The organism is Nonomuraea sp. NPDC002799, assembly GCF_053592075.1.
In genome coordinates, this window is the sequence record NZ_JBSFVA010000014.1 from 84,765 (window position 1) to 108,383 (window position 23,619).

The 23,619-nt window shown below is 69.5% G+C and carries 23 protein-coding genes; 12 read left to right on the plus strand and 11 right to left on the minus strand.

From position 1 onward, the window contains the following. Window positions 1–59 precede the first annotated feature (59 nt). The 6 genes from ACWD0F_RS25140 to ACWD0F_RS25165 form a co-directional block, all read right to left on the minus strand. Window positions 60–794 carry a PadR family transcriptional regulator gene (locus ACWD0F_RS25140; protein WP_449879319.1) on the minus strand — a complete coding sequence of 245 codons (735 nt, stop codon included), beginning with the start codon at window positions 792–794 and terminating at the stop codon, window positions 60–62. Between the two features lie 439 nt (window positions 795–1,233). Then, the gene (gene acnA / locus ACWD0F_RS25145) at window positions 1,234–3,963 is read right to left on the minus strand and encodes an aconitate hydratase AcnA (protein ID WP_449879321.1); all 2,730 of its coding nucleotides are present in this window, start codon (window positions 3,961–3,963) and stop codon (window positions 1,234–1,236) included. A gap of 143 nt (window positions 3,964–4,106) precedes the next feature. Next, entirely contained in the window at window positions 4,107–4,835 is a 729-nt protein-coding gene (locus ACWD0F_RS25150) for a metal-dependent hydrolase (RefSeq protein ID WP_449879323.1), read from the minus strand. A 44-nt stretch (window positions 4,836–4,879) separates the two neighbouring features. After that, window positions 4,880–5,677, minus strand: a complete 798-nt coding sequence (locus ACWD0F_RS25155; protein WP_449879325.1) for a neutral zinc metallopeptidase — start codon at window positions 5,675–5,677, stop codon at window positions 4,880–4,882. Window positions 5,678–5,731: 54 nt separating this feature from the next. Beyond that, entirely contained in the window at window positions 5,732–6,064 is a 333-nt protein-coding gene (locus ACWD0F_RS25160) for a type II toxin-antitoxin system PemK/MazF family toxin (RefSeq protein WP_449879326.1), read from the minus strand. Beyond that, complete coding sequence (locus tag ACWD0F_RS25165; RefSeq protein WP_449879328.1) at window positions 6,045–6,365, minus strand: hypothetical protein; 321 nt, start codon at window positions 6,363–6,365, stop codon at window positions 6,045–6,047. The genes ACWD0F_RS25160 and ACWD0F_RS25165 overlap by 20 nt, the downstream gene beginning before the upstream one ends. Before the next feature lie 112 nt (window positions 6,366–6,477). Between ACWD0F_RS25165 and ACWD0F_RS25170 the strand changes: the two genes are divergently transcribed. Together ACWD0F_RS25170 and ACWD0F_RS25175 are read left to right on the plus strand one after the other, a co-directional pair. Beyond that, window positions 6,478–7,206, plus strand: a complete 729-nt coding sequence (locus ACWD0F_RS25170) for a sulfite exporter TauE/SafE family protein (protein WP_449879330.1) — start codon at window positions 6,478–6,480, stop codon at window positions 7,204–7,206. 434 nt (window positions 7,207–7,640) lie between these two features. Then, on the plus strand, window positions 7,641–7,763 hold the full coding sequence (locus ACWD0F_RS25175) for a hypothetical protein (RefSeq protein WP_449879332.1): 123 nt from the start codon (window positions 7,641–7,643) through the stop codon (window positions 7,761–7,763). A gap of 92 nt (window positions 7,764–7,855) precedes the next feature. Here the strand turns inward: ACWD0F_RS25175 and ACWD0F_RS25180 are convergent, their stop codons facing one another. Next, window positions 7,856–8,215, minus strand: a complete 360-nt coding sequence (locus ACWD0F_RS25180) for a cupin domain-containing protein (protein ID WP_449879334.1) — start codon at window positions 8,213–8,215, stop codon at window positions 7,856–7,858. 413 nt (window positions 8,216–8,628) lie between these two features. Here ACWD0F_RS25180 and ACWD0F_RS25185 point away from each other — a divergent pair, with 413 nt between their 5' ends. After that, window positions 8,629–9,027, plus strand: coding sequence for a family 43 glycosylhydrolase (locus ACWD0F_RS25185; protein ID WP_449879336.1), 399 nt, complete (start codon window positions 8,629–8,631; stop codon window positions 9,025–9,027). Next, a complete protein-coding gene (locus ACWD0F_RS25190) occupies window positions 9,003–10,100 on the plus strand; it encodes a family 43 glycosylhydrolase (RefSeq protein WP_449879338.1) in 1,098 nt (365 codons plus the stop codon). Before ACWD0F_RS25185 ends, ACWD0F_RS25190 begins: the two co-directional genes overlap by 25 nt. 526 nt (window positions 10,101–10,626) lie before the next feature. Here the strand turns inward: ACWD0F_RS25190 and ACWD0F_RS25195 are convergent. Both ACWD0F_RS25195 and ACWD0F_RS25200 read right to left on the minus strand, forming a co-directional pair. Beyond that, the gene (locus ACWD0F_RS25195; RefSeq protein WP_449879339.1) at window positions 10,627–11,937 is read right to left on the minus strand and encodes an FtsX-like permease family protein; all 1,311 of its coding nucleotides are present in this window, start codon (window positions 11,935–11,937) and stop codon (window positions 10,627–10,629) included. A gap of 11 nt (window positions 11,938–11,948) precedes the next feature. Further along, entirely contained in the window at window positions 11,949–12,737 is a 789-nt protein-coding gene (locus tag ACWD0F_RS25200) for an ABC transporter ATP-binding protein (RefSeq protein ID WP_449879341.1), read from the minus strand. A 69-nt stretch (window positions 12,738–12,806) separates the two neighbouring features. Between ACWD0F_RS25200 and ACWD0F_RS25205 the strand changes: the two genes are divergently transcribed. Both ACWD0F_RS25205 and ACWD0F_RS25210 read left to right on the plus strand, forming a co-directional pair. Beyond that, entirely contained in the window at window positions 12,807–13,373 is a 567-nt protein-coding gene (locus tag ACWD0F_RS25205; RefSeq protein WP_449879343.1) for a TetR/AcrR family transcriptional regulator, read from the plus strand. A gap of 76 nt (window positions 13,374–13,449) precedes the next feature. Then, window positions 13,450–13,929 carry an RrF2 family transcriptional regulator gene (locus ACWD0F_RS25210; RefSeq protein WP_449879345.1) on the plus strand — a complete coding sequence of 160 codons (480 nt, stop codon included), beginning with the start codon at window positions 13,450–13,452 and terminating at the stop codon, window positions 13,927–13,929. Window positions 13,930–14,179: 250 nt separating this feature from the next. Here ACWD0F_RS25210 and ACWD0F_RS25215 read toward each other — a convergent pair whose 3' ends face one another. Next, entirely contained in the window at window positions 14,180–16,159 is a 1,980-nt protein-coding gene (locus tag ACWD0F_RS25215; RefSeq protein ID WP_449879347.1) for an alpha/beta fold hydrolase, read from the minus strand. 335 nt (window positions 16,160–16,494) lie between these two features. Beyond that, on the minus strand, window positions 16,495–16,977 hold the full coding sequence (locus ACWD0F_RS25220; RefSeq protein WP_449879349.1) for an Lrp/AsnC family transcriptional regulator: 483 nt from the start codon (window positions 16,975–16,977) through the stop codon (window positions 16,495–16,497). A gap of 35 nt (window positions 16,978–17,012) precedes the next feature. Between ACWD0F_RS25220 and ACWD0F_RS25225 the strand changes: the two genes are divergently transcribed. From ACWD0F_RS25225 to ACWD0F_RS25250, 6 genes are all read left to right on the plus strand, one after another. Beyond that, window positions 17,013–17,939 carry an EamA family transporter gene (locus ACWD0F_RS25225; protein WP_449879351.1) on the plus strand — a complete coding sequence of 309 codons (927 nt, stop codon included), beginning with the start codon at window positions 17,013–17,015 and terminating at the stop codon, window positions 17,937–17,939. Beyond that, a complete protein-coding gene (locus tag ACWD0F_RS25230; protein WP_449879353.1) occupies window positions 17,927–18,907 on the plus strand; it encodes an aldo/keto reductase in 981 nt (326 codons plus the stop codon). The genes ACWD0F_RS25225 and ACWD0F_RS25230 overlap by 13 nt, the downstream gene beginning before the upstream one ends. Window positions 18,908–19,184: 277 nt before the next feature. Further along, complete coding sequence (locus ACWD0F_RS25235; RefSeq protein WP_449879355.1) at window positions 19,185–20,297, plus strand: sugar ABC transporter substrate-binding protein; 1,113 nt, start codon at window positions 19,185–19,187, stop codon at window positions 20,295–20,297. Window positions 20,298–20,353: 56 nt separating this feature from the next. Further along, a complete protein-coding gene (locus tag ACWD0F_RS25240) occupies window positions 20,354–21,118 on the plus strand; it encodes an ATP-binding cassette domain-containing protein (RefSeq protein WP_449879356.1) in 765 nt (254 codons plus the stop codon). Beyond that, entirely contained in the window at window positions 21,115–22,377 is a 1,263-nt protein-coding gene (locus tag ACWD0F_RS25245; protein ID WP_449879358.1) for a sugar ABC transporter permease, read from the plus strand. Before ACWD0F_RS25240 ends, ACWD0F_RS25245 begins: the two co-directional genes overlap by 4 nt. A 35-nt stretch (window positions 22,378–22,412) precedes the next feature. Next, complete coding sequence (locus ACWD0F_RS25250) at window positions 22,413–23,618, plus strand: ROK family transcriptional regulator (RefSeq protein ID WP_449879360.1); 1,206 nt, start codon at window positions 22,413–22,415, stop codon at window positions 23,616–23,618. Window position 23,619 lies beyond the last annotated feature (1 nt).

Here is a 23,619-nt window from a genome sequence, read left to right on the forward strand (position 1 = left end):
CGCGTCGTCCCCGTCGCGTCGCTCCGCCGCCCGCTGGGCGAGCGGCGAAGCCGGCTCGTTCACTCCTCGCCGGGTTCGCCGTCGGCCAGGATCTGGTAGAGCTTGCGTCGGGTCTCTACCAGAGTCTTACGCGCTTCGCGGATTTGTGCGTCGTTTCCGGTCTGAAGAACCTGCATCATGGCAAATGCGGACTGTCGGGCGATGTGCCAGAGATCGGCGGTGTTGTCGTCGATGTCCGGTCGCATCTCGTCCCACGGGGCGCGCACCTCGTCGGCGTGCGCCTCGATGTAGGTGCGGCCCTCCTCGGTGAGGCGGAAGGACTTGCGGCCCTCGTTCTCCTCGGCGATGACCAGGCCCTCGTCGGTGAGCTGCTGCAACGCCGGGTAGACGGCGCCGGGGCTGGGCTTCCAGCCGCCCTCGCTGCGCTCGGCGATCTCCTGGATGATCTGGTAGCCGTTGCGCGGCTCCTCGGAGAGCAGGGCCAGGATCGCGGCGCGGACGTCGCCCCGCTTGGCCTTGCGGCCGCGGCCGCCCCAGCCGCGGTGCCCGCCGCCCCACGGGCCGCCGGGGCCGCCCCAGGGTCCGCCGCGGCCGAAGTCGAACGGGAATGGGCCGGGACCGCCGGGGCCACCGGGCCCGCCGCGCCGGCCCCGCTGCCGGTGCTCGTGGTGACGGTGGTGGTGGCCGCCCATCTGCTCGAAGGCTTCGGACACGGCCCTGAACGCCTCGCGGGCGGCGCGGCCATACTCATGTGCTCCGGGCCAGTGCCCGCCTGCTGCTTGTGCGGAACTCATAGGATCCCCCTATATCGCGATCGGTTCTCGATCTGTTCTCGATGCGTCAAAGATATATCGATAGTATGTCGCTAGCAAGCCCAGACGCTGAGTGAGCCACATCACGAAAAAGTTGCGGAATCGGGGAACAGGATTGACCGGAGGCACGTTGTTCAGAGCAGACGAGGTCGTTTCGCGTCGGCAGGGCTGGGGGGTGCTGTCGCCGCGGAGACGACCTCGTCTGCGTTCGCGGCCGGTTCGTTCCGGTCCGCAAAACGCGAGAGCCGCCCGGCGGGGTTGTCCCGCCGGGCGGCTCTTTGCATGTCGGGTGGTTCCCCCGATACGGGCGCGTGAGGATCACGCCCCACCCCCGGCCTCGGCCAAGGGTCCCCGGCCCCCGCCCGGCTCATGGCCGGGCGCGGGCGCGGGAAGTCACCTCGCGAACGTCACCTCGCGAACGTCACTTCGCGAGAAGCGAGCGCAGCACGTACTGCATGATGCCGCCGTGCCGGTAGTAGTCGGCCTCGCCGGGAGTGTCGATGCGGACCACCGCGTCGAACTCCACGTCGCCCGCCTTGACGTGCACCGTCCGCGGGATGCCGCCCTGGTTGAGCTCCACGACGCCCGTGATGTCGAACGTCTCCTCGCCGGTCAGCCCCAGCGCCAGCGCCGAGCCGCCCTCGGGGTACTGCAGCGGCAGCACGCCCATGCCGATCAGGTTGGAGCGGTGGATGCGCTCGTAGGACTCGGCGATGACCGCGCGCACGCCCAGCAGGGCCGTGCCCTTGGCCGCCCAGTCACGCGAGGAGCCCGAGCCGTACTCCTTGCCCGCCAGGACCACCAGCGGCGTCTCAGCGGCGGCGTAGTTGACCGAGGCGTCGTAGATGAACGACACCGGCCCGTCCTGCTGGGTGAAGTCGCGGGTGTAGCCGCCCTCGGTGCCGGGGGCGATCTGGTTGCGCAGGCGGATGTTGGCGAACGTGCCCCGGATCATCACCTCGTGGTTGCCGCGCCGCGAGCCGTAGGAGTTGAAGTCCTTGACCTCGACGTCGTTGGCCCGCAGGTATTGCGCGGCCGGGGTGCCGTCCTTGATCGAGCCCGCGGGCGAGATGTGGTCGGTGGTGACCGAGTCGCCGACCTTGACCAGCACGCGGGCGCCGGCGATGTCGGTGACGGGCTCCGGCTTCTCCGGCATGCCGTCGAAGTAGGGGGCCTTGCGCACGTACGTCGAGGACGGGTCCCACTCGAAGGTGTTGCCCGTCGGGATCGGCAGCGAGCGCCAGTGGTCGTCGCCCTTGAAGACGTCGGCGTAGTCGCGCTCGAACATGTCGCGCCCGATCGAGGAGGTGACCACGGCCGAGATCTCCTCGGGCGCGGGCCAGATGTCCTTCAGGAAGACCGGCTCGCCGTCGGCGCCGAGCCCGAGCGGCTCGGTGTCGAGGTCGAGGTCCATGGTCCCGGCCAGCGCGTAGGCGACCACCAGCGGCGGCGAGGCCAGGTAGTTCATCTTCACGTCGGGGTTGATGCGGCCCTCGAAGTTGCGGTTGCCCGACAACACGGCCGTGACCGCCAGGTCGTTCGCCTGGATGGCGTCGGAGATCTCCGGCAGCAGCGGGCCGGAGTTGCCGATGCAGGTCGTGCAGCCGTAGCCGACCAGGTTGAACCCGATCTTGTCGAGGTACGTCTGGAGACCCGAACGCTCGAAGTAGCCCGTGACGACCTGCGAGCCGGGGGCCAGCGAGGTCTTGACCCACGGCTTGCGGGTCAGGCCCTTCTCCACGGCGTTGCGGGCCAGCAGGGCCGCGCCCAGCATGACGTACGGGTTGGAGGTGTTGGTGCACGAGGTGATCGCGGCGATCGAGACGATGCCGTGGTCGATCTCGAACGTGGTGCCGTCGGCCAGCGTCACCGGCACCGGCTTGTGCGGCCGGCGGCCGTTGACGCCGGAGTTGGAGGCGGGCGGGTCGGAGGCCGGGAAGGTCTCCTCACCCGCCTCGTCGACGTCGTCGGCCACGTAGTTCTGCACGTCGTGGCGCCAGGTCTCCTTGGCCGCCGACAACACGATGCGGTCCTGCGGGCGCTTGGGTCCGGCGATCGACGGGACGATGGTGCCGAGGTCGAGCTCGATGTACTCGGAGAAGACCGGCTCGGGCGCCGACGGGTCGAGCCAGAGGCCCTGGGCCTTGGCGTACGCCTCGACGAGGGCGGTCTGCTCCTCCGGGCGCCCGGTCAGGCGCAGGTAGTCCATGGTCTGGCCGTCGATCGGGAAGATCGCGCAGGTCGAGCCGAACTCGGGGCTCATGTTGCCGATCGTGGCCCGGTCGGCCAGCGGCACCGAGGAGACGCCCTCGCCGTAGAACTCCACGAACTTGCCGACCACGCCGTGCTTGCGCAGGATCTCGGTGATCGTCAGGACCAGGTCGGTGGCGGTCGCGCCGGCGGGCAGCTTGCCGCTGAGCTTGAAGCCGACCACGCGCGGGATCAGCATCGAGATCGGCTGGCCGAGCATCGCGGCCTCGGCCTCGATGCCGCCGACGCCCCAGCCGAGAACGCCGATGCCGTTCTCCATCGTGGTGTGGGAGTCGGTGCCCACGCACGTGTCGGGGTAGGCCTTGCCGTCGCGGGTCATGACGACCCTGGCGAGGTGCTCGATGTTGACCTGGTGGACGATGCCGGTGCCGGGCGGCACGACCTTGAACTCGTCGAAGGCCGTCTGGCCCCAGCGCAGGAACTGGTAGCGCTCGCGGTTGCGCTCGTACTCGCGCTCCACGTTGCGCTGGAAGGCGTCGGGGTGCCCGAAGTAGTCGACGATGACCGAGTGGTCGATGACCATCTCGGCCGGCGCCAGCGGGTTGATGCGGGCGGCGTCGCCGCCGAGGTCGCGTACGGCCTCGCGCATGGTGGCGAGATCCACCACACAGGGCACGCCGGTGAAGTCCTGCATGATCACGCGGGCTGGCGTGAACTGGATCTCCACGCTGGGGGCCGCGTTCGGGTCCCAGCCGCCCAGCGCACGGATGTGGTCGGCGGTGATGTTGGCGCCGTCCTCGGTGCGGAGGAGGTTCTCCAGCAGGATCTTCAGGCTGTACGGGAGGCGTGCAGCGCCCTCGACGGCGTCCAGCCGGAAGATCTCGTATGACGCGTCGCCGACGCGTAGCGTGTCACGGCTGCCGAAGCTGTTCGCGGACACGGTGATTCGCCTCCTCGATAGACAAGTGTTCAGACCAAATCCTGCCGCACTCTTCGAACACCAAGCACGTTAGGTAACCCTAACCCGCAGGCTGCGGCGGATGTCTCGACGTCAAGATATCCCTAGGTTATCTCGACATCAAGTTAAACCGGTGCGAGCCGCCAGAAGAGCAGGCCGACGATGGCCACGGACAGGACCGGCGCGAGGATCTTCTGCTCGAACTTCTTGCCCGTCTTGATGCCGATCTTCCACGGCAACACGAACTTGGCTCCGAGCGGCCACAACACCGGACATCCCCGCTCGGTCATGCAGTCGCCGACCACATGGATGAGACAGCCGATCCCGACCGCCAGCCCCAGCCAGGCGTAGCCGACCCCCAGGGAGAGGAAGACGGCGTACAGTCCGGCGGTGAGACCGACGTTGACCAGCGCGGAGCCCATCTTGTTGCCCGGGATCCCGACGCCGATCGCCCGCAGCGACAGCCCGATGAGCAGCACGACCATGATGTCGCGCCCGATCGGATAGGCGTTGGCCAGCCAGTGCGCCCCGAACCCGAGCGCGACGGCGAACGCCAGCGAGTGCGTCGCCCCCCGGTGCCCGCCGCTCATCCAGCACACGGCCTTGCTGAGGGCCCACGTGACCGGCCCGAACGTCTGCGCGATGGTCGCGCTCGGATGATCCAGGTCGGGCAGCATCGCCGCCCCCGCGCAGATGAGCGCGCCGGCGATCAGCTCGGCGGGGCTCAGCGCGCTGGCCATGATGCCGGTGTCCACGAATCGGGAGGTCTCGTTGATCAGCGGAAGCGCGGCCAACGGGGGAGCCAGCCCCAGCCAGGCGATGGCCCCGGTCATCGCGTGCGTGTGCCCCATCATGATCAAAACTTTACGGCAAAGAAGTCCTTTGCGCGGGTGCCTCGTCAGGCGACCTTCGCCGCCGGCGCCGACCAGGTGTCGCAGGCGGCGGGCGAGACGGCCCGGTAACCGCGCTGCAGCCAGTAGGCCCGGTTGATGCCCTTGCCGTGGGTGCGGCGCTCGCCGCCCTCGTCGCCATTGGCCCTGACGGCGTCGAGCAGCGCCGCCCAGTCGCTCCCGCCGCGCGCGAGCGAGCTCCACACGCTGCCCATGAACACGCCCGCCAGGCAGTCGGCCTGCAGCTCGTAGCGCCGCTTGGGCTCGCCCGGCCCGTAGGCCCGCCGCCATCCGATGAGCCACTGCAGGTGGTGACCGTACTCGTGGGCGGCCGTCTTGAACGGGTAGAGATCGGTGCGGTCCCGGATCCAGCCCCCGTCGAGCGGGAACACCACCGTGCCCCGCTCGATGCAGTAGAAGGCGTCGGCGTCAGGCCACCCTCCGCCGCACACGGTGCTCACCGGCTCCTCGTAGTAGCGGACGACGGGCTCGACGAACCCCCGCAGCCCCGCCCGGTCAAAATACGCCGACCACGATTTGTCCAGACATCTCACCACGGTCTCCAGGTACTGCCGCGACCGCGGAATCCCGCCGGCGGTGATCGCCGTCTCCGGGCACGAGCCGTCCGCCAGCCTCCCGGCCTTCTTGGGAAACACCTTCTTCGCGGAAGCGGTGGCCTCGGCGTGGGGGGTGGCGGCTTGGGCGTTATGACCGGGTACGCAGGCGATCGTCATGAGGGCGACGAGAGCCGTGGCACGTTTGAACGGGAGGGATCGCACGATCGGCAGCTTAACGATCAGCGGCATGTGGCACGATGAGAACGCCACCCGGCGAAGTGCTATTTCGCCGGGCGGCAATACTCATATCATCCGCATGAGCACGTTGGTCGCGTCGGCGACGACCTCGTCGGGCGCGGTGCCGACGAAGAAGTCGAATCTGTCCGGCGACATGGCGCGGATCTGCTCGACCATCGCCCAGCTCGTCTTGGCCAGCCCGCTGTTGTCCGGGCGGATGCGGACATGGGTGGGATAGCCGCGCTCGCGGGTAGTCAGCGGCACCACCAGCACGAGACCCAGCTTCGACCGGTTGAGACTGTCGTTGCTGAGGATCAAAGCGGGCCGGTCGAAGCCCTGCTCGCGCCCCGCGGGATCGCCGAACCGGGCGAACCAGATATCACCTTGTGTCAGTTTCATCCTTCTCCTCGGGGAATGTGATCAGGCCCTCCCACTCGGGCGCGACGTGGCGGGAGCGCGGGCGCGAGCCCAGGACGAGCTCGCGTTCGGCGAGGTAGTCGGCCCAGCCGTCGGGGTCTTCGCGCTGGGTCTGCTCTATCTGCTCGTTGACTCCCTGCCAGAACTGCTTGTGTTCGTAATCTGCGATGGCGTCGTTGAGCACCTCGGTCATGTTGCGGCCCTCCTGACGGGCGATGCGGGCTAGGCGATCCCTTGTTTTGACGCTGACGCGTATTGTCGTCGCTTTAGACTTCATGCTCATACTCCAGAGGCTACGTCCGCGTCATCGCCCATACTAAGGCCGCCTCGTCACTCTCGCAGCCGAAAAGATGACAGAGAGTAAAGATGCTTGACTGGCGGACATGACCAACACCGTGTTAATCCTGATAATCGGCGGTCTGGCAGTCTTCGTCGGTGCGATCGTCCAGGGTGGCGTCGGTTTCGGCCTCGGCCTGGTGGCGGCGCCCGTGCTCACCATGCTCAGCCCCGACCTCATGCCAGGCGCCATCCAGGTCGTCAACATGACGCTGCCGCTGTTCACCCTGGCCATGGAGTGGCGCAGGGTCGACTGGCGCGGCCTCGGTTTCGCGGTGCTGGGCAGACTGCCGGGCAGCGCCGTAGGCGCAGCGATCATTGTCTACTTTTCTGTCTACACCAGAGGCATCTTCGTGGCCGTCATGGTGCTGATCGCCGTCGTGCTGACGGCCAAGGCGCTGAGCGTGCCGCGCAACGGGGCGACGATCGCCTCGGCCGGTTTCGTCTCCGGGATCACCGGCACGGCCACCGGAATCGGCGGGCCGCCCATCGCGCTGGTGTACCAGAACGCCAAGGGAGCGCAGATCCGGGCGACGCTGGCGATGTTCTTCTTCCTGAGCGCCCTGCAGTCGCTGCTCATCCTGGCGGCGGTGGGCGAGCTGCCGGCCCGGTCGCTGGTGACGGGCGCCGTGCTGCTGGCGCCCATGGTGCTCGGGTTCCTGGTGTCGGGGCGGCTGCGGCGCTATCTCGACGGCGGCCGGGTGCGCACGGCGGTCCTGGTGGTGGCCGTCGCCTCGGCGCTGGCGCTGATCGCGCAGAACGTGGTCACCGGCGTCCTCACCTCGTGATCCCGCTGATCGCGTCAGTCTTCGGGTCGCCGGTCCCGGTCCTTTCCAGGCCGCCGTCCAGGAGGTCCGCAGCCAGTGCCGAGTCCGGCCGTCGCCGCGGGCGGTCCTACACCTGGTGGCTGGAGGCCGCCCTGGTCGCGGGCGGGGCGCTGCAGGACTGGGCCCTCTGGCAGATCCTGCGCGGACGTGTCAAAGGCGAGCCGGCCGACACGGCCGGGCGGTCGGCCTGCTGCGGGCGGCCCTGTACGCGGACGTCGCCTGCACGTGTCTCTTCAGGCTCCCCATCCCGTACTTCTGGAGGCAGAGCGTGATCAGCACGCTGCTGCACGCGGCCGTCTTCGTCCTGTTCTTCGTCGTGCTCGCCGGGGCCATGCCCCGCTGGTTACGTATCGGCTACGGGCCGCTGGGCGAGCAAGGGGCACTACCGCATTCGCGTGCACTTCTCCTGGGCACCCTGGAAGGGCGAGAAAGAAGGCACCCAGCGGTTGCTGATCATGGCCTACCCCGGGCCGGGGGACAAGGTCGTCACCTATCGCCGGCCCGCCAGGCGGCGGTGACCCACGTTGCCGCTCTTACCTCTGGCGCGCCTGCCGCAGGATCGAGGAACAGGCAGGCCGCCGCCACCTATGGCGTGCTGGACTCGCCGGCCTCAGGACCGCGCCTTGGCGTATTCGGCGGCGCCGCCGGCGAAGTCGTACACGATGGCCTGCTCGTCTCCGACCACCCACGCGTCATGCCCGGGTGGGCACACGAACACCTCGCCCGGCCCCGCCTCGGCCTCGGTACCGTCCTCCATCCGCAGCCGCAGCCGCCCCGCGGCGACGAACCCGTTGTGGTGGACCTGGCACGACTCGGTCCCCGCGATCGGCTTGACCGACTCGGACCAGCGCCAGCCCGGCTCGAAGGTGGCGACGCCGAAGCTCAGACCGCTGAGGTTGCACACCTCCAAGTGCCCTTTCGGGAAGTCGCGCCGTTCGTCCGGCTTGTCGATGCTCTTGACTTCGATCATGACGTTCCCCCTCCCGTCAGCTCCAGTCTGACCCGAATCCATCCCTTCAGCGGGGTTTAGCTGGGCAAATTACTCTTTGATGGTCAGGACGCCGCGCGCGATGATCAGCCACTGCGCGATGTCGTAGGAGCCGCCTCCATGACGGAAGCCGTCCGTGGCGTTCTCGCATCCGTCGAGCGTGACCAGGTACAGATACCGCCCGTCGGCGCTCAGACCGACACCGGTGCGCCCGGCGATCTCCTTGAGGGGACTCTGCTGGACTGTCGCCTGGCGATTGAGTGCTCCCTTCGGCCTCAGGCTGCTTGCGCTGGAGAGCGTCCTGCGTACCGGGGTGCGGATGCGGCAAGCGGAAGATCCGGGATCCCCAGGCGGCCGATCGCCCCGAGGCAGCTCGACGCGCGAAAGAATGCCTTATGCTGCCCAACCCCCTCATTCCCGGATTCAATCCCGACCCCAGCGTCGTTCGCGCCGACGACGCGTACTATCTCGTCACGTCGAGTTTCGAATACCTGCCCGGCATCCCCGTCTATCGCAGCACCGACATGGTGACGTGGGAGCACATCGGCAACGTCATCACCCGTCCCGAGCAGGCCGGCCTCGACGACGTGCCCTCCAATGGGGGCGTCTGGGCGCCGACCATCCGCCACCGCGACGGCGTCTTCTACGTCATCGTCACGATCGCGATGACCTCGCGCGGGTGCGTGGTGTTCACCGCCACCGACCCGGCCGGCCCGTGGAGCGACGGCACGACGCTGGAGGGTGTCGGCGGCGTCGACCCCGACCTGGCGTGGGATGGCGCACCGCCTACGTGACGTACTCAGGGCTCGTCCTGAACGGCCCCGAGGCGGGCTCGCACAAGGGCATCCAGCAGGTACGCGTCGACCTGGAGGCCGGAAAGGCACTGGAGGAGCCGCGGCCGATGTGGTCCGGCACCGGGCTCAAGGCGCCCGAAGCCCCGCATCTGTACCACCGGGGCGAGCACTGGTACCTGCTGATCGCCGAGGGAGGCACCGACCGCGGGCACAGCGTCAGCATCGCCCGCGGCCCGGCGCCCGAGGGGCCGTTCATCGGTCACCCCGCCAATCCGTTCCTCAGCGCCAAGGGAACGAACCGGCCGATCCAGAACACCGGTCATGCCGATCTCGTCTCCACACCGGACGGCGACGTGCTGGTCCTGCTCGGCATGCGCCCCCTGGGCGGGCTCCCGTCGTTCTCGCCGCTGGGCCGTGAGACCTTCGCCACCAGCCTGACGTGGGCAGACGGGTGGCCCCACGCCGAGCCCGTCCACCTCGCGCCCCGCCCCGGCACCGAGGAAGAGCATTTCCGGTTCGCCGACGTCACCGCCCTGGCCGACCCCGGCTGGCTGTCGGTGCGCGCCACGCCGGCCGAGACCGCCACCGTCGCCGACGGTGAGCTGTCCATCAACGGCACGGCGGACCTCGATCACCCGTACGTCCGGTTCCTCGGGCGGCGGCAGCGGCACATGACATCGACCTTCGCGGCCGTTGTCGACGCGCGGTCGGGAACGGGCGGGCTGGCCTCGCGCTACGACGAGCACCACTGGTTCGCCTTGGAGGCCCACGGCACCACGATCACGGCCAGGGCCCACCTCGCCGGGCTGGCCCAGTCCTGGCGGATCGAGGTCCCACCCGGCGAGATCGACCTGCGGATCGAGACCGCACCACCCCCGCCCGCCGCGATGGGCGAGATGACGCGCGGAGACCGCATCCGTCTCTACGCCGGCGACACGCTGGTCACCGAACTGGACGGCCGATACTGGACCGCCGAGACCTGCGCCTCCTTCACCGGCCGGGTGACCGGCATGTACGCCGGCGGCGGCACCGTCACTTTCCTCGATTTCCGTTACACCGGTCGCGAGGTGTGAAGTGGATGAGTTGCTGGTGGAATTCTGCCGAGGCGGGAACTCGGTATGAGGTGCTTCAGCAGGGTCCGGGACCCGGCGTGGGGCCGGGCGCGACCTTGTACTCGCCTCCATCGGCATCCGCTTCAGCGGCGGCAAACCGCCGGGTCGTCCTCTTCGGAGTAGTAACAGCCACCGGGCCTGGGCTCCGTCGAGAAGATGCCCGGCGCCGGACGACGCGGCCGTGCACACCAGCCGGACCAGCAAGCCGGCCACACCCACGATCACCACCGCCCACACCTGACCGCGATCGATCGGACCGGGGGCCAGCAGGGCACGACCCAGTTCGGCGACCGCCAGCAGCGGCGCCAGGCCCGCGAGAGCGCCGATCAGCTGCAGGGTGACAACGAGCGCGAAAGGCCATCCATGCGGACGTAACATCCCTCCTCCAATCTTGTCATCGGACAGATCGGAGGAGGATCGCTATCTTGTCAACGTCAAGATAAGGTCAGCGGCACTCATCCGGCACGGAAGGCGGAGGTGAGCGACCTCACGCCGTGCGGATGGCGCGCCTCCCGATGAGAGAGGTGACGCCGAGGGTGACGCCGATCCCGATCACGATGGTGAGCGCGTAGGGCAGGGGTGCCGCTGCCTGCAGGGGGTCGCCGGTCTTGACGATGGCGAAGGGCAGGACGGTGACGAACGCCCCCGCGCTTCCGGCGATGGTGCTGATGGCGGTGGCCGCGCCGATCTCGCGTACGAGCATTCGCTGCGTTTGCGCGCTGGTCGAGCCGATGAGGGACATGACCGCGAACTCCTCGCGGCGCTGGGTGATGGAGGCGACGAGGTTGTTGGTGAGGGCGATGGCCATGAACGCCGCGATCAGGGCGACGACGAAGTAGTTGATCGAGGCGAGGACCTGGGCCGTGCTGTCCGCCGTGCCGACGCTGTTCTCGATGCCCTGCATGCTGAGCGTGCCCGCGGCGACGGTGATGAAGAGGGTCAGGAAGGTCACGGTCGGCCGTACCCGGTCCGGGGCCGCGGAGAGATTGATCGCGGCCAGATGGGCGGGGGCGGTGGTGTGCGCCGGGCGGACGGCGTTGAGCGTGGCGTTCGCCGTGGCGACGAGCTCCGGGGCGAGGAGGCACATGCCGACGGCGACGAGGACGCAGCCGGGCCCGGTCATCGCGGTGGTGAGCACGTCGGCCGGGTCCATGGCGAGGACCGCGGCCGATGAGGCCAGGCCGGCGGCGATCATGATCGCCGCGGTGATCCGGCGGCGCCGTCCCGGATGCCGTCCCGTACGACGGCGTGGGGGCGGAGACGCGTCGGCCACCGGGCTGCGGTGAGCGAGGGCGCGGCTGCCCATCCATGCGGCGAGTACGCTCGCGGCGATCACGATGAGCACGCCGAGGACCGGGAGGAGCATGCCCGGCGCGAAGACCGAGGCGGCGTCGGTGAGCCCGGCGGACTGGATGCTCCGTGTGACGATCCAGCCGACGGCGTAGCCGGTGGCCAGGCCAGGGAGCGCCGTGATGGCCGAGACGGCCGCCGTCTCGACGACGAGCATCTGCTGCACTTGCCGGGGGGTCGCGCCGATGAGACGGATGCCCGCGATCTCCCCGGCGCGGCCGGTGAGAGCGACGCTGATCGTCGAGACCATGGCGAACAGGACGATCGCGACCGCCCAGCCGCCCATGATGAGCGGGAACTGCACCAGGAACGCGCGGTCGGCGGCGGCCGTGCTCTCGGCCAGCCCGGTGCCGAGCAGGCTCATCATGCCCGTCACCAGGATGGTGCCGACGAGCGTGACCAGGCCGGTGGCGATCGCGGCGGCGCGATGATGCGCGAAAGAGCGCATGGCGATCCTGATCACCGGTTCACCGCCGTTTCGTGGGCGGCCTGTTCCGCCGACTCGACCAGGACGGCCATTCTGCCGGCGACCTGCTGCGCGGTGGGGTGCCGGAGGTGGTCGACGATCCGGCCGTCGGCGAGGAAGAGGACGGCGTCGGAATAGGAGGCGGCGACCGGATCGTGGGTGACCATGATGATCGTTTGCCCGTGGTCCGCGAGTTCGCGCAGCAAGCGCAGGACTTCCCTGGCGCTGCGGATGTCGAGGGCGCCCGTCGGCTCGTCGGCGAAGACGATGTCGGGGCCGGTGATCAAGGCTCGGGCGACGGCGACGCGTTGCTTCTGGCCGCCTGAGAGCTGGTGAGGGCGGTGACTGCCCCGGTTGCCGAGACCCACGCGGGTGAGCAGTTCGGTGGTGCGCGCCGGTTCGGTCCTGCGGGAGTCCAGGCGCAGAGGGAGCTCGACGTTGTCGATGGCCGAGAGCGCGGGCAGGAGGTTGAAGGACTGGAAGACGAATCCGACGCGGCGCCGGCGCAACCGCGCGAGCTGCGTCTGATCGAGCCCGCGGAGGTTCTGCCCGTCGAGCTCGACGGAGCCTGACGTCGGACTCTGCAGCCCGGCGGCGCAGTGCAGAAGGGTGGTCTTGCCGGAACCCGACGGTCCCATGATCGCCAAGAAGCTTGATCGGGCGACGTTGAGGTCGACGTCGCGCAGGGCGTGGATGGGTCCGGCCTCTCCTGGATATTCGCAGCGGAGAGCGCGGATGCGGAGTACGGGTGGCGCGGGTGCGGCAGTGGCGTGCGGAGTCAAGGGAGCCTCTCTAAAGGACCGTTTTAAATGATCGTTTCATACGAATGTTTATTTGATACGGTAGAGCATATGAGTGCCAAGGACAAGCTGTTGCTGGCGGCGCGTGAGTGTCTGCTGGCCCAGGGGTACGCGCACACGACCGTGCGAGACCTGGTCGCGGCGTCGGGGGCGAACCAGGCGTCGATCAACTACCACTTCGGGTCCAAGGAGCACCTGCTCACCCGGGCCCTGCGCGATCTCAACACGGAGTGGGGTGAGCTGCTGTTCGCGGTGCTCGAAGAGTCCGGCGGGTCGCGGCGGTCCGGGCCCGGCGCTCAGGAAGACCTGTGGGGCCGGATCATCGACTCGATCCAGGCGAACCGATCGCTCTGGTTCGTCAACTTCGAATCCGTCGCGTCCGTTCGGCAGGACGACGAGATCCGGGGGATGATCGCCAGCGGTCAGGAGCTCGCGAGGGCCTCGCTGGCGCGGGCGTTCGCCGGCCTCGGGCCGGACGGCGATCCGGGCGAGGTCCACGCGGCCGGATCGCACTACCTCGCCCTGCTCGTCGGGCTGGCCGCGCAATGGCTCAGCGACCCTGAACGCGCGCCGACGGCAGAGCAGTTCGTCGCCGCCAACTCCGGCTCCGGCTGGTGAGGCGCTGACGCTGTCTCTTCGCAAGGGTGGCCGCCGCGGTGCGGGACCTGGAATCTGGAGGTGTAATGTCCTGGTTATGCGGATGGGCGAGGGAGTCGAGTGGGGGCTGCACTGCTGCCTGACACTGGCGTGGGTCGGGGATGAGGAACCGGTGCCGACGGCGAAGCTGGCAGCCTGGTTCGACCTGCCACCGGCCTATCTGAACAAGCGGCTGCAAGCGCTGGTCCGGGCCGGCATCCTGAGCTCGACGCCGGGGGCCCGGGGTGGTTTCCGGCTGGCCCGGCCTCCCGAGCGGATCACGCTCATGGACGTCGTCACCGCCATCGAAGGCCCCGACGACGCCTTCCGCTGTACCGAGATCCGCCAGCGCGGAGAAGGAGCGGGCGCACCCGCCCGCGAGTTCCAGCGGGCCTGCGGCATCGCCACCGCGATGCGCAGGGCCGAGCTGGCATGGCGCCGCGAACTCGCCGCGCAGACGCTGGCCGACATCATGGCCGCCGCGCCGCCCAACGCCGCGGACCGCACCCGGCGCTACTACGAGCGCCCGCTGCGCTGATCACTCAGCGCCACTTGGCTTCGCTCAGTGCTCCACGAGACCGGTGGGGCACGCCTGTAAGGAGAATCCGCCCTGAACTCCTCCGGGATCTATCTGGGCATCGGCCTCGGCACCGTACTCGGAGGCGTCACCCTCCCCGTGGGACCGGCGACCGTGTACGGCCTCGGAGCGATCCTGGCGGTCGCCGCCCTCACGGCACGCACGACGGCCGGGAGCAGCAGGCGGCCGACCTGAAAGCTCCTGAACGGGCTCACCGGTCGCGGACGATGCCGAGGGTGAGGAGGGCGAGGTTGGCGGTGATGGCCGCGCCCACGATCGTGGTCATCGCTCCGGTGAGGCCCTCGGCGACGGAGAAGCCGAACCAGGCTCCCACGAGTGCCCCGGCCGGCGCCGCCGCCAAGCCTCGGTATCGGGCCTGGGGCGTCCAGTCACGGTGGACCCAGGCCCAGTAGGCGCCGAGCCCGATGGCCGTGCCCATGGGCGGCACGGTCATGAGCAGATCACCGGCGAACGCCGCCGGCCACAGGCTCGACGCGATCAGTACGGCCAGGAACCAGCCGCCGAGGCCGAGGAGCGGCGGGGTCAGGACGCGCATCCAGACACCGGCCCTGGGTCCGAAGGCGCCCCGGCGACGCACCCGGTGCGCCATCCCGCCGAGCAGGGCGACCGCGATCAGCGCGAAGCCGGCCAGGACACCCACGAGGATCTTGGCCAGGTTGGGCATGCTGAGGGCGCCGGCGTCGAACGTGGCCTGGCGGGGGCCGTACCGGGAATCGTCGGCCTGGCCGCGGTCGAAGAAGGCGCTCAGCAGGTGCCGGCTCGCCTCGGGCTGGTGGTGCCAGAAGTCGGTGCTGTGCCCGAGCTCGGCCAGGATCACCTGATGGCCGTTCGACAGGGCGGGCAGCAGCTCGTCGGTGGCCAGCTCGGCCGGTGTCGTGAAGTCGACGGTGCCGCCGATCAGGAGGGTCTCCACGTCGGTCGGCCGCACCTTCTGGTATTCGAGGTTGCCGGGGCTGACCGGCCACGCCTTGGTGAGGCCCCCGCCGGCCCACAGCAGGTCCGCGCCGGCGTTGCCGAGGATCGAGCCCGGATCGCCGCCCGCGGCGTAGTAGCGGTCGACCTGTCCCGCGTCGATCATGGCGGTCGAGGCGGACTCTCCCCAGACGAAGGAGGTCGGAAAGGACAGGTCGGCCAGCACCGAGACGGCCCAGAGACCGCTCGGGTCGCCGTCGGCCGCCGTCAGCCAGGCGTCGAGCATCGCCGGCGCGTTGAAAGGCGCGGCGGCTTGCGTGGAGTTGACCAGCCCGAACATCGTCGCGGCGCGGACGTTGCCGTTCTTGATGGGCAGGAACCCCCAGCGGTCCGGCAGGCGGGCCGCGGTGGCCCTCATGGAGGCCGCGAGGTCGTCGGTGCGCGCGGCGCATCGGGTGTTCTGGGCACACAGCTCGGCGTAGTGGGCGAGCTGGCCGTCGGTGATCCCGGGATCCCAGAGGAAGTGGCCCGGCGGGTTCACGCCGATCATCACCGACCGGTGGATCGACCCGGGATGACGCCAGGCGTAGATCATCGCCAGGCGCGTTCCCGCGCTCGTGCTGATCAGGTTGATCCGCCGGTAGCCCAGCGCCACGCGCGCCGTCTCCAGATCCTCGACGCGCTGGGGCATCGAATAGCCGTCGAGGTCGACGCCGTCCCCGGCCAGCCGCCTGGAGCATCCGGTGTACGCCTGGGTCACGCGGCGCGACGACTCCGGTCCGGTGAGGTCGGCCGAGTGCCGCAGCGCCGAGGTCACCTCGGGGCAGTCGAGGACCGCCGACCCGTCGATGCCCCGGTACCCGACCAGGACGACGTCGTGCCGCTCGGTCAGGCGGCTCGCTTCCTTGAAGGACATGTTCGACGTGCCGGGGCCGCCGCCGAGCCGGAAGATCGGCTCGGCCGGGTTGCGGCCGGTGGCCCGGACGCGGGTCACCGACAGCGCGATCAGGCGGGAGCCGGGAACGCGGTGGTTCTCCGGGACCACCAGCGTGCCACAGTCGGCGGGGAGGGCTCCGGCTTCGGTGTCGTACGTGCAAGGGCTCAGGGTCAGCGCACCGGCCCTGGCGCCGGCAGGCACCACCGGTGCCGCCTTGCCTTGGACGCTCACGTGGCCGAGGGCGAGCGCCATCAGCCCGAGCACCGCCAGGGCGACGATCCTCGCGCCGGTGAAACCTCGTAATCGCGGCCTCGGCTCCATGTCGACCTCTCGGGTGGGTGCGGGGCAGTGGAGGCGGCGCTTTCGTCGCCCGCCCTCGAAGACCAGCGCCACGCCGACGTGCTCGCTCTCGAGTCTGGTACGGCCGAAGTCCCCGGCGCATGGATGCCACCCGGTCTATCCGGGGGAGGGGCCACCCCCCCAACCCGCGCGATGAGTGACGAGTGGCCGCCAAGGTGACGTGGTGGGAACCCGTTGATCGCTGACGTGCGGGAGGCGAGCTCATCCTGACGATCGACGCGTTCGGCCCCGGGCGCCCGGAAGACCATGCCGGCATCGGCAAATGGCCTGAAGTGAAGGCGATGCGGGCCCTGGCCTCACTCCAGGGGCAGGGGGCGGCGTGGCACGGGCGCGGTGTGGATGAGAGACGTGGTCGTGTGACCGTACGGGGTGAACAGGTCGAGGATCGGTTCGAGCTCGTCGACCGCCCGCAGGTGCATCGTGAAGTAGAAGCAGTCGTCGCCGGTCATTCGGTAGCACTCGACGATCTGGGGAACCTCCTGGGCGATCTTGGAGATGCGTTGGAGCTCCCGGATCGCCGGGCGGATGCGAACCATCACGGTGACCGGAAAGCCCAGGGCCCGCGGGTCGACCTCGGCGCGATAGCCGGTGATCACTCCGGTCTCCTCCAGCCGCTGCACCCTGTCGGCCACCGCGGGGGCCGACAGGGCGACCCGGCGGCCCAGCTCGGCGAAGCTCACTCTGGCGTCGACCTGCAGCTCGGCGAGAATACGAAGGTCGATGGCGTCGATCGCCTTGGATTCGTATGCGCGCTCGGGTCTGATCTTCCGCTTCGCCATTCTCCTAAAGTACGGGTTGGCCGACGATAAGAGTCATGCCGCCCACCGCCCGTCGTGCCTTCCTGTCCGCGGCGCCTCCCTGGACCTACTTCATCGGGAGCGCCGTCTTCCACTACCTCGGCCCGGCCTTCGCCGTGCTCCTGTTCGCCAGACTCGCCCCGCTCGGGGTCGCGGCGCTGCGGATCTGGAGCGCCGCACTCGTCTTCGCGCTCTGGCGCCGTCCCTGGCGGACGCTCGCCCGGCTCGACGCCGAGGGCCGTCGTACGATCATCGCCTCGGGCGCGGTGCTCGCGGCCATGAACGTCTGTTTCTATCTGGCGATCGCCCGCGTCCCCCTGGGCACCGTCGCGGCGATCGAGTTTCTGCCGGTCATCGTGCTGGCCGCGCTCGGCGCCCGGACGGCACGTAACCTCGCGGCGCTCGTGGCAGCCGTCGGCGGTGTCTACGTGCTGACCGGCATCCGGCTGACCGGGGAGCCGCTGGGTCTGGTCTTCGCCTTCGCCAACGCGGTGCTGTTCGCCGCCTACATCGTGCTGGCCCACCGTACGGCTCGGCGTCTGCGTGGCGTCAGCGGCATCGACGGGCTGGCCGCCGCCATGCTCGTCGCCTGTGTGTTCGTCACGCCGGTGGGCGTTTGGCAGGCCGCTCCGGCCGTGATCGACCCGGTCGCGCTCGCCGCCGGGATCGGGGTGGGGATCTGCTCGTCGGTGATCCCGTACGTGTGCGATCAACTCGCCATGGCACGCATGGCCCGCTCCACGTACGCGTTGCTGGTGGCCCTGCTCCCCGCCACGGCGACGGTGATCGGCATCCTGGTGCTCCGGCAGCTCCCCTCACCCGCCGAGCTCGCCGGAGTCGGGCTCGTCGTGCTCTCGGTCGCCCTCCACCGCGAGCTTCAGCCTCCTCCAGCCGAGGAGAAAGCCACACCCTTACCGGAAGGTACGACGGAATGCGATACGTGAAGCTGGGATCGTCGGGGCTGCGGGTCTCCCGGATCTGCCTGGGCATGATGACGTACGGTGATCCGGGCTCCAGGGACTGGATACTGCGCGAGGACGCGGCCGAACCGATCGTGCGGCGCGCGGTCGAGGCCGGTGTGACGTTCTTCGACACCGCCGACATGTACTCCGGCGGCGCGAGCGAGGAGATCACCGGGCGGCTGCTCGCCAAGCTCTTCGCCCGCCGCGACGACTACGTTCTCGCCACGAAGGTCTACTTCCCGATGGGACCTGGCCCGAACGACCGTGGGCTGTCCCGCAAACACGTGCTGGCCGCCATCGACGCCTCGCTCACCAGGCTGGGCACCGACTACGTCGACCTGTACCAGATCCACCGCTGGGACGACGAGACGCCGATCGAGGAGACCATGGAGGTCCTGCACGACGTGGTGCGGGCCGGCAAGGCCCGCTACATCGGGGCCTCCAGCATGTACGCCTGGCAGTTCGCCAAGGCGCAGCACCTTGCTCGGACGGCCGGCTGGACCAGGTTCGTGTCGATGCAGAACCACTACAACCTGGTCTACCGGGAGGAGGAGCGCGAGATGATGCCGCTCTGCCTGGATCAGGGGGTGGGCGTCATCCCGTGGAGCCCGCTGGCGCGCGGACTGCTCACCGGCAGCCGCCGGCGCGACGGTCAGCGGCGTACGGTCCGATCCGGCACCGACCAGCTGGCCGACAGCATGTACGAGGACGCGGATTTCGACGTCGTCGACGTGGTGCGTGCGGTCGCCGGCGAACGAGGACTGCCTCCGGCGCAGCTGGCGCTCGCGTGGCTGCTCGGCAGGCCCGGGGTGACCGCGCCGATCGTCGGGGCGAGCAAGGTGGGTCATCTGGACGACGCGATCGCGGCGGTGGAGGTGTCCCTGAGCGAGGAGGAGACGGCCCGCCTGGAGGCCCCCTACCGGCCCCACCAGATCATCGGGCACTCTTGACCGAGGCGACGGCGTCTCACGGTTGATGCCCAGGTCCCGGGCCACCTGAGCGTACGTCCGCACCGGGCCGGACAGCCACGACGCGACGGCGTCGGCCCCGCACTCCGGCTCCGCACCCACACCCGCCAGGCGTCGGGAAGGTTGAGGTGACGTTTCTGGATTGTTACCCGATACAACAAACTGCCCAGCGACAAGCTCTTCCAAAGCAGGCCATCCCGGAATACGTTGCCGCAAACAACATTCATTCGGGCCCCTCCGAAAGAAAGGACCCTGCACCATGCGCAAGGGGATCCTCAGCCTGACCGCCTCGGCAGCAGCACTCGCCCTCGGTCTCACCGCCTGCGGGGGCGACGGCGGTCAGACCACCACGTCGACGGCGTCCGCCACCGCCTCGGCGGCCAAGGCCGGCAAGGTCGGTGTCATCCTGCCGGACAGCAAGTCCTCGGCACGGTGGGAGACGGCGGACCGCAAGTACCTGGAAGAGGCGTTCAAGGCGGCCGGCGTCGAGTACGACATCCAGAACGCCCAGAACGACAAGACGGCGTTCCAGACCATCGCCGACCAGATGATCACTAACGGCGCCACCGTCCTGATGATCGTGAACCTGGACAGCGGCAGCGGCAAGGCCGTCATCGACAAGGCCAAGTCGCAGGGCGTGGCCACCATCGACTATGACCGGCTGACGCTCGGCGGCGGCGCCGCCTACTACGTCAGCTTCGACAACACGAAGGTCGGCACCCTGCAGGGCGAGGGCCTGAGCAAGTGCCTGACCGACAAGAAGGCCGAAAAGCCGATCGTGGCCTATCTGAACGGCTCGCCGACGGACAACAACGCGACCCTGTTCAAGAACGGGTACGACGGCGTGCTCAAGCCCAAGTTCGACGCGGGCGACTATGTCAAGGGTCCTGACCAGGCCGTTCCCGACTGGGACAACACCCAGGCCGGCACGATCTTCGAGCAGATGCTCACCCAGCAGCCCAAGATCGCCGGTGTGCTGGCGGCCAACGACGGTCTCGGCAACGCGGCCATCACCGTGCTGAAGAAGCAGAACCTCAACGGCAAGGTCCCGGTCACCGGCCAGGACGCCACCGTCCAGGGTCTGCAGAACATCCTGTCCGGCGACCAGTGCATGACCGTCTACAAGGCCGTCAAGAAGGAGGCGGACGCGGGTGCCAAGCTCGCGGTGGCGCTGGCCAAGGGGGAGAAGCCCACGGCGAGCGCCAGCGTGAAGGACCCGGAGTCCAACCAGGACGTCCCCTCCGAGTTGCTCGAGCCGCAGGCCATCTACGCCGACAACGTCAAGGACGTGGTGGCCGACGGTTACGTGACCAAGGAGGAACTGTGCACCGGTGACTTCGCTGCGAAGTGCACCGAGGCCGGAATCCAATAACACCAAAGGGGTACGGCCGCGCCACGGGCGCGGCCGTACCCCCTTTAGGGAGCATCATGACCCCCCTCCTTGAAGTGCGCGGGATCGACAAGAGCTTCGGACCGGTGAAGGTCCTGCACAAGGTGGGCTTCTCCGCCTACCCCGGTGAGGTCACCGCTCTCGTCGGCGACAACGGCGCGGGCAAGTCGACGCTGGTCAAGTGCGTAGGCGGCATCTACCCGACCGACTCGGGCGAGATCTTCTTCGACGGCCGCCAGGTCCACGTGCACAGCCCGCGCGACGCCGGCGAGCTCGGCATCGAGATCGTCTACCAGGACCTGGCCCTGTGCGACAACCTCGACATCGTCCAGAACATGTTCCTCGGCAGGGAGCGCAAGAGCGGTTTCCTGCTCGACGAGGACAGCATGGAGCAACTGGCCGAGCAGACGCTGAGCAGCCTTTCCGTGCGCACGGTCAAGTCCATCAGGCAGCAGGTCTCCAGTCTGTCCGGCGGGCAGCGCCAGACCGTCGCCATCGCCAAGGCCGTGTTGTGGAACAGCAAGGTCGTCATCCTCGACGAGCCGACCGCGGCCCTGGGCGTGGCCCAGACGGCGCAGGTGCTGGAGCTGGTGCGCCGCCTGGCCGACACCGGTCTGGCCGTCGTGCTCATCTCGCACAACATGAACGACGTGTTCGCCGTCTCCGACCGGATCGCGGCGCTCTACCTCGGCAGGATGGCCGCCCAGGTCAAGACCGCCGACGTGACGCACGCGCAGGTCGTCGAACTGATCACCTCAGGACGCAGCGGCGAGCTCGGCCTCAAGAACGGGGTCACCTCATGAGCAAGGTCAAAGAACTCCCCGGCGAGGCCATCGTCGCGGCGGCGCAGTCACCGTCGATCGCCAACAGTTTCCTCGCCTACTTCCAGCGGGTGCGCGGCGGCGACATGGGAGCGCTCCCCGCCGTGCTCGGGCTGGTCGTGCTCTGCGCGGTCTTCGCCATCGCCCGGCCCTCCTTCGTCACCTCGATCAACTTCGCCAACCTCTTCACCCAGGGCGCCGCGATCACGCTGATCGCGATGGGCCTGGTCTTCGTGCTGCTCCTCGGCGAGATCGACCTGTCGGCCGGCTTCGCCAGCGGCGTGTGCGCGGCGGTCCTCGCCGTCACGCTCACCAGCCTCGGCCTGCCCTGGTACGTGTGCGCGCTGGCCGCCATCCTCACCGGTGTGGTCATCGGCACCGTGCTGGGCACGCTGGTCGCCAAGGTCGGCATACCGTCGTTCGTGGTCACCCTGGCCGCGTTCCTCGCCTTCCAGGGCCTGGTGCTGGTGCTCGTCAACGAGGGCACCAACATCTCCGTCCGCGACAGCGTGATCGTCGCGATCGCGAACAAGAACCTGCCGCCCTGGCTGGGCTGGGCGCTCTACGCCGGCTGCGTGGCCGTCTACGCGGGCGTGCAGCTCCTGCGGGCCAGGAAGCGCACCCAGCGGGGGCTGGTGGCCGATCCGCTGTCGCTGATCGCCTTCCGCGTCGGCGCGCTGGCGCTCTTCGCCGGGCTCGCGGTCTTCGCGCTCAACCTGGAGCGCAGCCGCAACCCCGCGCTGGTCTCCCTGACCGGCGTGCCCATCGTGGTCCCGATCATCCTGGCGCTGCTGGTCGTGTGGACGCTGGTGCTGCGCCGCACCGGGTTCGGCCGCCACCTGTACGCGGTCGGCGGCAACGCCGAGGCGGCACGCAGGGCGGGCATCCCGGTCGACCGGATCAGGATCAGCGCGTTCGTGATCTGCTCCTCGATGGCCGCGATCGGCGGGATCGTGGCCGCGTCGAGGGCCAGCTCCGTCGACCCGAACACCGGCGGCAGCTCCGTCCTGCTGTACGCCGTCGGCGCGGCCGTCATCGGCGGCACGAGCCTGTTCGGCGGCAAGGGCCGGGTGCTGGACGCGGTGCTCGGCGGCGCGGTGGTGGCCGTGATCGAGAACGGCATGGGCCTGATGGGGTACGGAGCGAGCGTGAAGTACCTGGTCACCGGGTCCGTGCTGCTGCTCGCCGCAGGCGTCGACGCCCTGGCGCGCAAGCGGGCGGCGGCCGCTGGTCTAAGGTGATCAGCGACTCACAGCCCCTGAAGGAACCCCAGACGATGCGTGCCGGCCCCTCCCAAGAGGACATCAGGCGCCACAACCTCGGCGCGCTGCTTCGTCATGTCCACCTGGGCGGGCCGATCTCGCGTGCCGAGCTGACCTCGAAGATGGGGCTCAACCGCAGCACGATCATGGCGCTGACCTCCGACCTCACGGCCGCCGGGCTGGTGCGCGAGGAGTTGCCGCGCGAGACCGGCCGGGCGGGCCGGCCCTCGCTCGTGGTGCGCCCCGAGTCGGCGCGGGTCTACGTGTTCGCCTTCGACGTGGGCCCCGACCGGCTCGCGGTGGCCCGCGTCGGGCTCGGCGGGGTCATCCTCGACCGCAGGGAGAGCGTGCGTGATCGCGCCACGTTCGACCTGGACGTGCTGACCGGGATGTTGTCCGCGTTCGCCCGGCAGATGCGGCGCAAGACCAGGCCCGACACCGTGTGCGTCGGCGCGGCGGCGGCGGTGAGCGGGGGCGTGCGCAAGGCCGACGGGGTGGTCAGGTTCGGCCCCAACCTCAAGGCCGAGGAGGTGCCGTTCGGCGAGGAGCTGGGCCGCAGGCTGGGCCTGGGCCTGCCGGTGAGCGTGGGCAACGACGCCAACCTGGGCGCGCTGGCCGAGCACAGCCGCGGCGTCGGCGCGGCCGTCAGAGACCTCATCTACCTGCACGGCGACGTGGGCATCGGCGGAGGGATCATCGCCGGCGGCCACCTGCTCGGCGGTCACGACGGCTACGGCGGCGAGGTCGGCCACATGGTCGTCAACCCCGGCGGGCGTGCCTGCCCGTGCGGCTCGCACGGCTGCCTGGAGGCGGAGGTGGGCGAAGGGGCGCTGCTGGAGTCGGCCGGGCGGTTCAAGGCCGGGCAGCACGGCCGCGACGCGGTCCGGGCGGTGGTCGAGGCCGCCGACCGGGGGGACATCGTGGCGCAGGAGGCGCTGAGCAGGGTCGGCGACTGGCTCGGCCTCGGGGTCGCGAACCTGGTGAACATCTTCAACCCGGAGATGGTGATCTTCGGGGGGATGTTGCGAGAGATCTATCTCGGCTCGGCGGCGCAGGTGCGCAGCCAGCTCACCCTGCACGCCCTGGCGCCGCAGCGGGAGCGGCTGCGGCTGCGCACGTCGTCGCTCGGGGACGACGCCACGCTGGTGGGAGCGGCCGAGCTGGCCTTCGCCCACGTGCTGGCCGACCCCCTCGAAGTCCTGGCCAGGGCCAACACCTGAC

Excerpts from the sequence above, each read along its gene's own strand:
- ACWD0F_RS25140 (WP_449879319.1), bottom strand. The coding sequence starts at position 794 with ATGAGTTCCGCACAAGCAGCAGGCGGGCACTGGCCCGGAGCACATGAG.
- ACWD0F_RS25150 (WP_449879323.1), bottom strand. The coding sequence starts at position 4,835 with ATGATGGGGCACACGCACGCGATGACCGGGGCCATCGCCTGGCTGGGG.
- ACWD0F_RS25155 (WP_449879325.1), bottom strand. The coding sequence starts at position 5,677 with ATGCCGCTGATCGTTAAGCTGCCGATCGTGCGATCCCTCCCGTTCAAA.
- ACWD0F_RS25160 (WP_449879326.1), bottom strand. The coding sequence starts at position 6,064 with ATGAAACTGACACAAGGTGATATCTGGTTCGCCCGGTTCGGCGATCCC.
- ACWD0F_RS25165 (WP_449879328.1), bottom strand. The coding sequence starts at position 6,365 with ATGAGCATGAAGTCTAAAGCGACGACAATACGCGTCAGCGTCAAAACA.
- ACWD0F_RS25180 (WP_449879334.1), bottom strand. The coding sequence starts at position 8,215 with ATGATCGAAGTCAAGAGCATCGACAAGCCGGACGAACGGCGCGACTTC.
- ACWD0F_RS25185 (WP_449879336.1), top strand. The coding sequence starts at position 8,629 with ATGCTGCCCAACCCCCTCATTCCCGGATTCAATCCCGACCCCAGCGTC.
- ACWD0F_RS25195 (WP_449879339.1), bottom strand. The coding sequence starts at position 11,937 with ATGCGCTCTTTCGCGCATCATCGCGCCGCCGCGATCGCCACCGGCCTG.
- ACWD0F_RS25205 (WP_449879343.1), top strand. The coding sequence starts at position 12,807 with ATGAGTGCCAAGGACAAGCTGTTGCTGGCGGCGCGTGAGTGTCTGCTG.
- ACWD0F_RS25210 (WP_449879345.1), top strand. The coding sequence starts at position 13,450 with ATGCGGATGGGCGAGGGAGTCGAGTGGGGGCTGCACTGCTGCCTGACA.
- ACWD0F_RS25215 (WP_449879347.1), bottom strand. The coding sequence starts at position 16,159 with ATGGAGCCGAGGCCGCGATTACGAGGTTTCACCGGCGCGAGGATCGTC.
- ACWD0F_RS25220 (WP_449879349.1), bottom strand. The coding sequence starts at position 16,977 with ATGGCGAAGCGGAAGATCAGACCCGAGCGCGCATACGAATCCAAGGCG.
- ACWD0F_RS25225 (WP_449879351.1), top strand. The coding sequence starts at position 17,013 with ATGCCGCCCACCGCCCGTCGTGCCTTCCTGTCCGCGGCGCCTCCCTGG.
- ACWD0F_RS25230 (WP_449879353.1), top strand. The coding sequence starts at position 17,927 with ATGCGATACGTGAAGCTGGGATCGTCGGGGCTGCGGGTCTCCCGGATC.
- ACWD0F_RS25235 (WP_449879355.1), top strand. The coding sequence starts at position 19,185 with ATGCGCAAGGGGATCCTCAGCCTGACCGCCTCGGCAGCAGCACTCGCC.
- ACWD0F_RS25240 (WP_449879356.1), top strand. The coding sequence starts at position 20,354 with ATGACCCCCCTCCTTGAAGTGCGCGGGATCGACAAGAGCTTCGGACCG.
- ACWD0F_RS25245 (WP_449879358.1), top strand. The coding sequence starts at position 21,115 with ATGAGCAAGGTCAAAGAACTCCCCGGCGAGGCCATCGTCGCGGCGGCG.
- ACWD0F_RS25250 (WP_449879360.1), top strand. The coding sequence starts at position 22,413 with ATGCGTGCCGGCCCCTCCCAAGAGGACATCAGGCGCCACAACCTCGGC.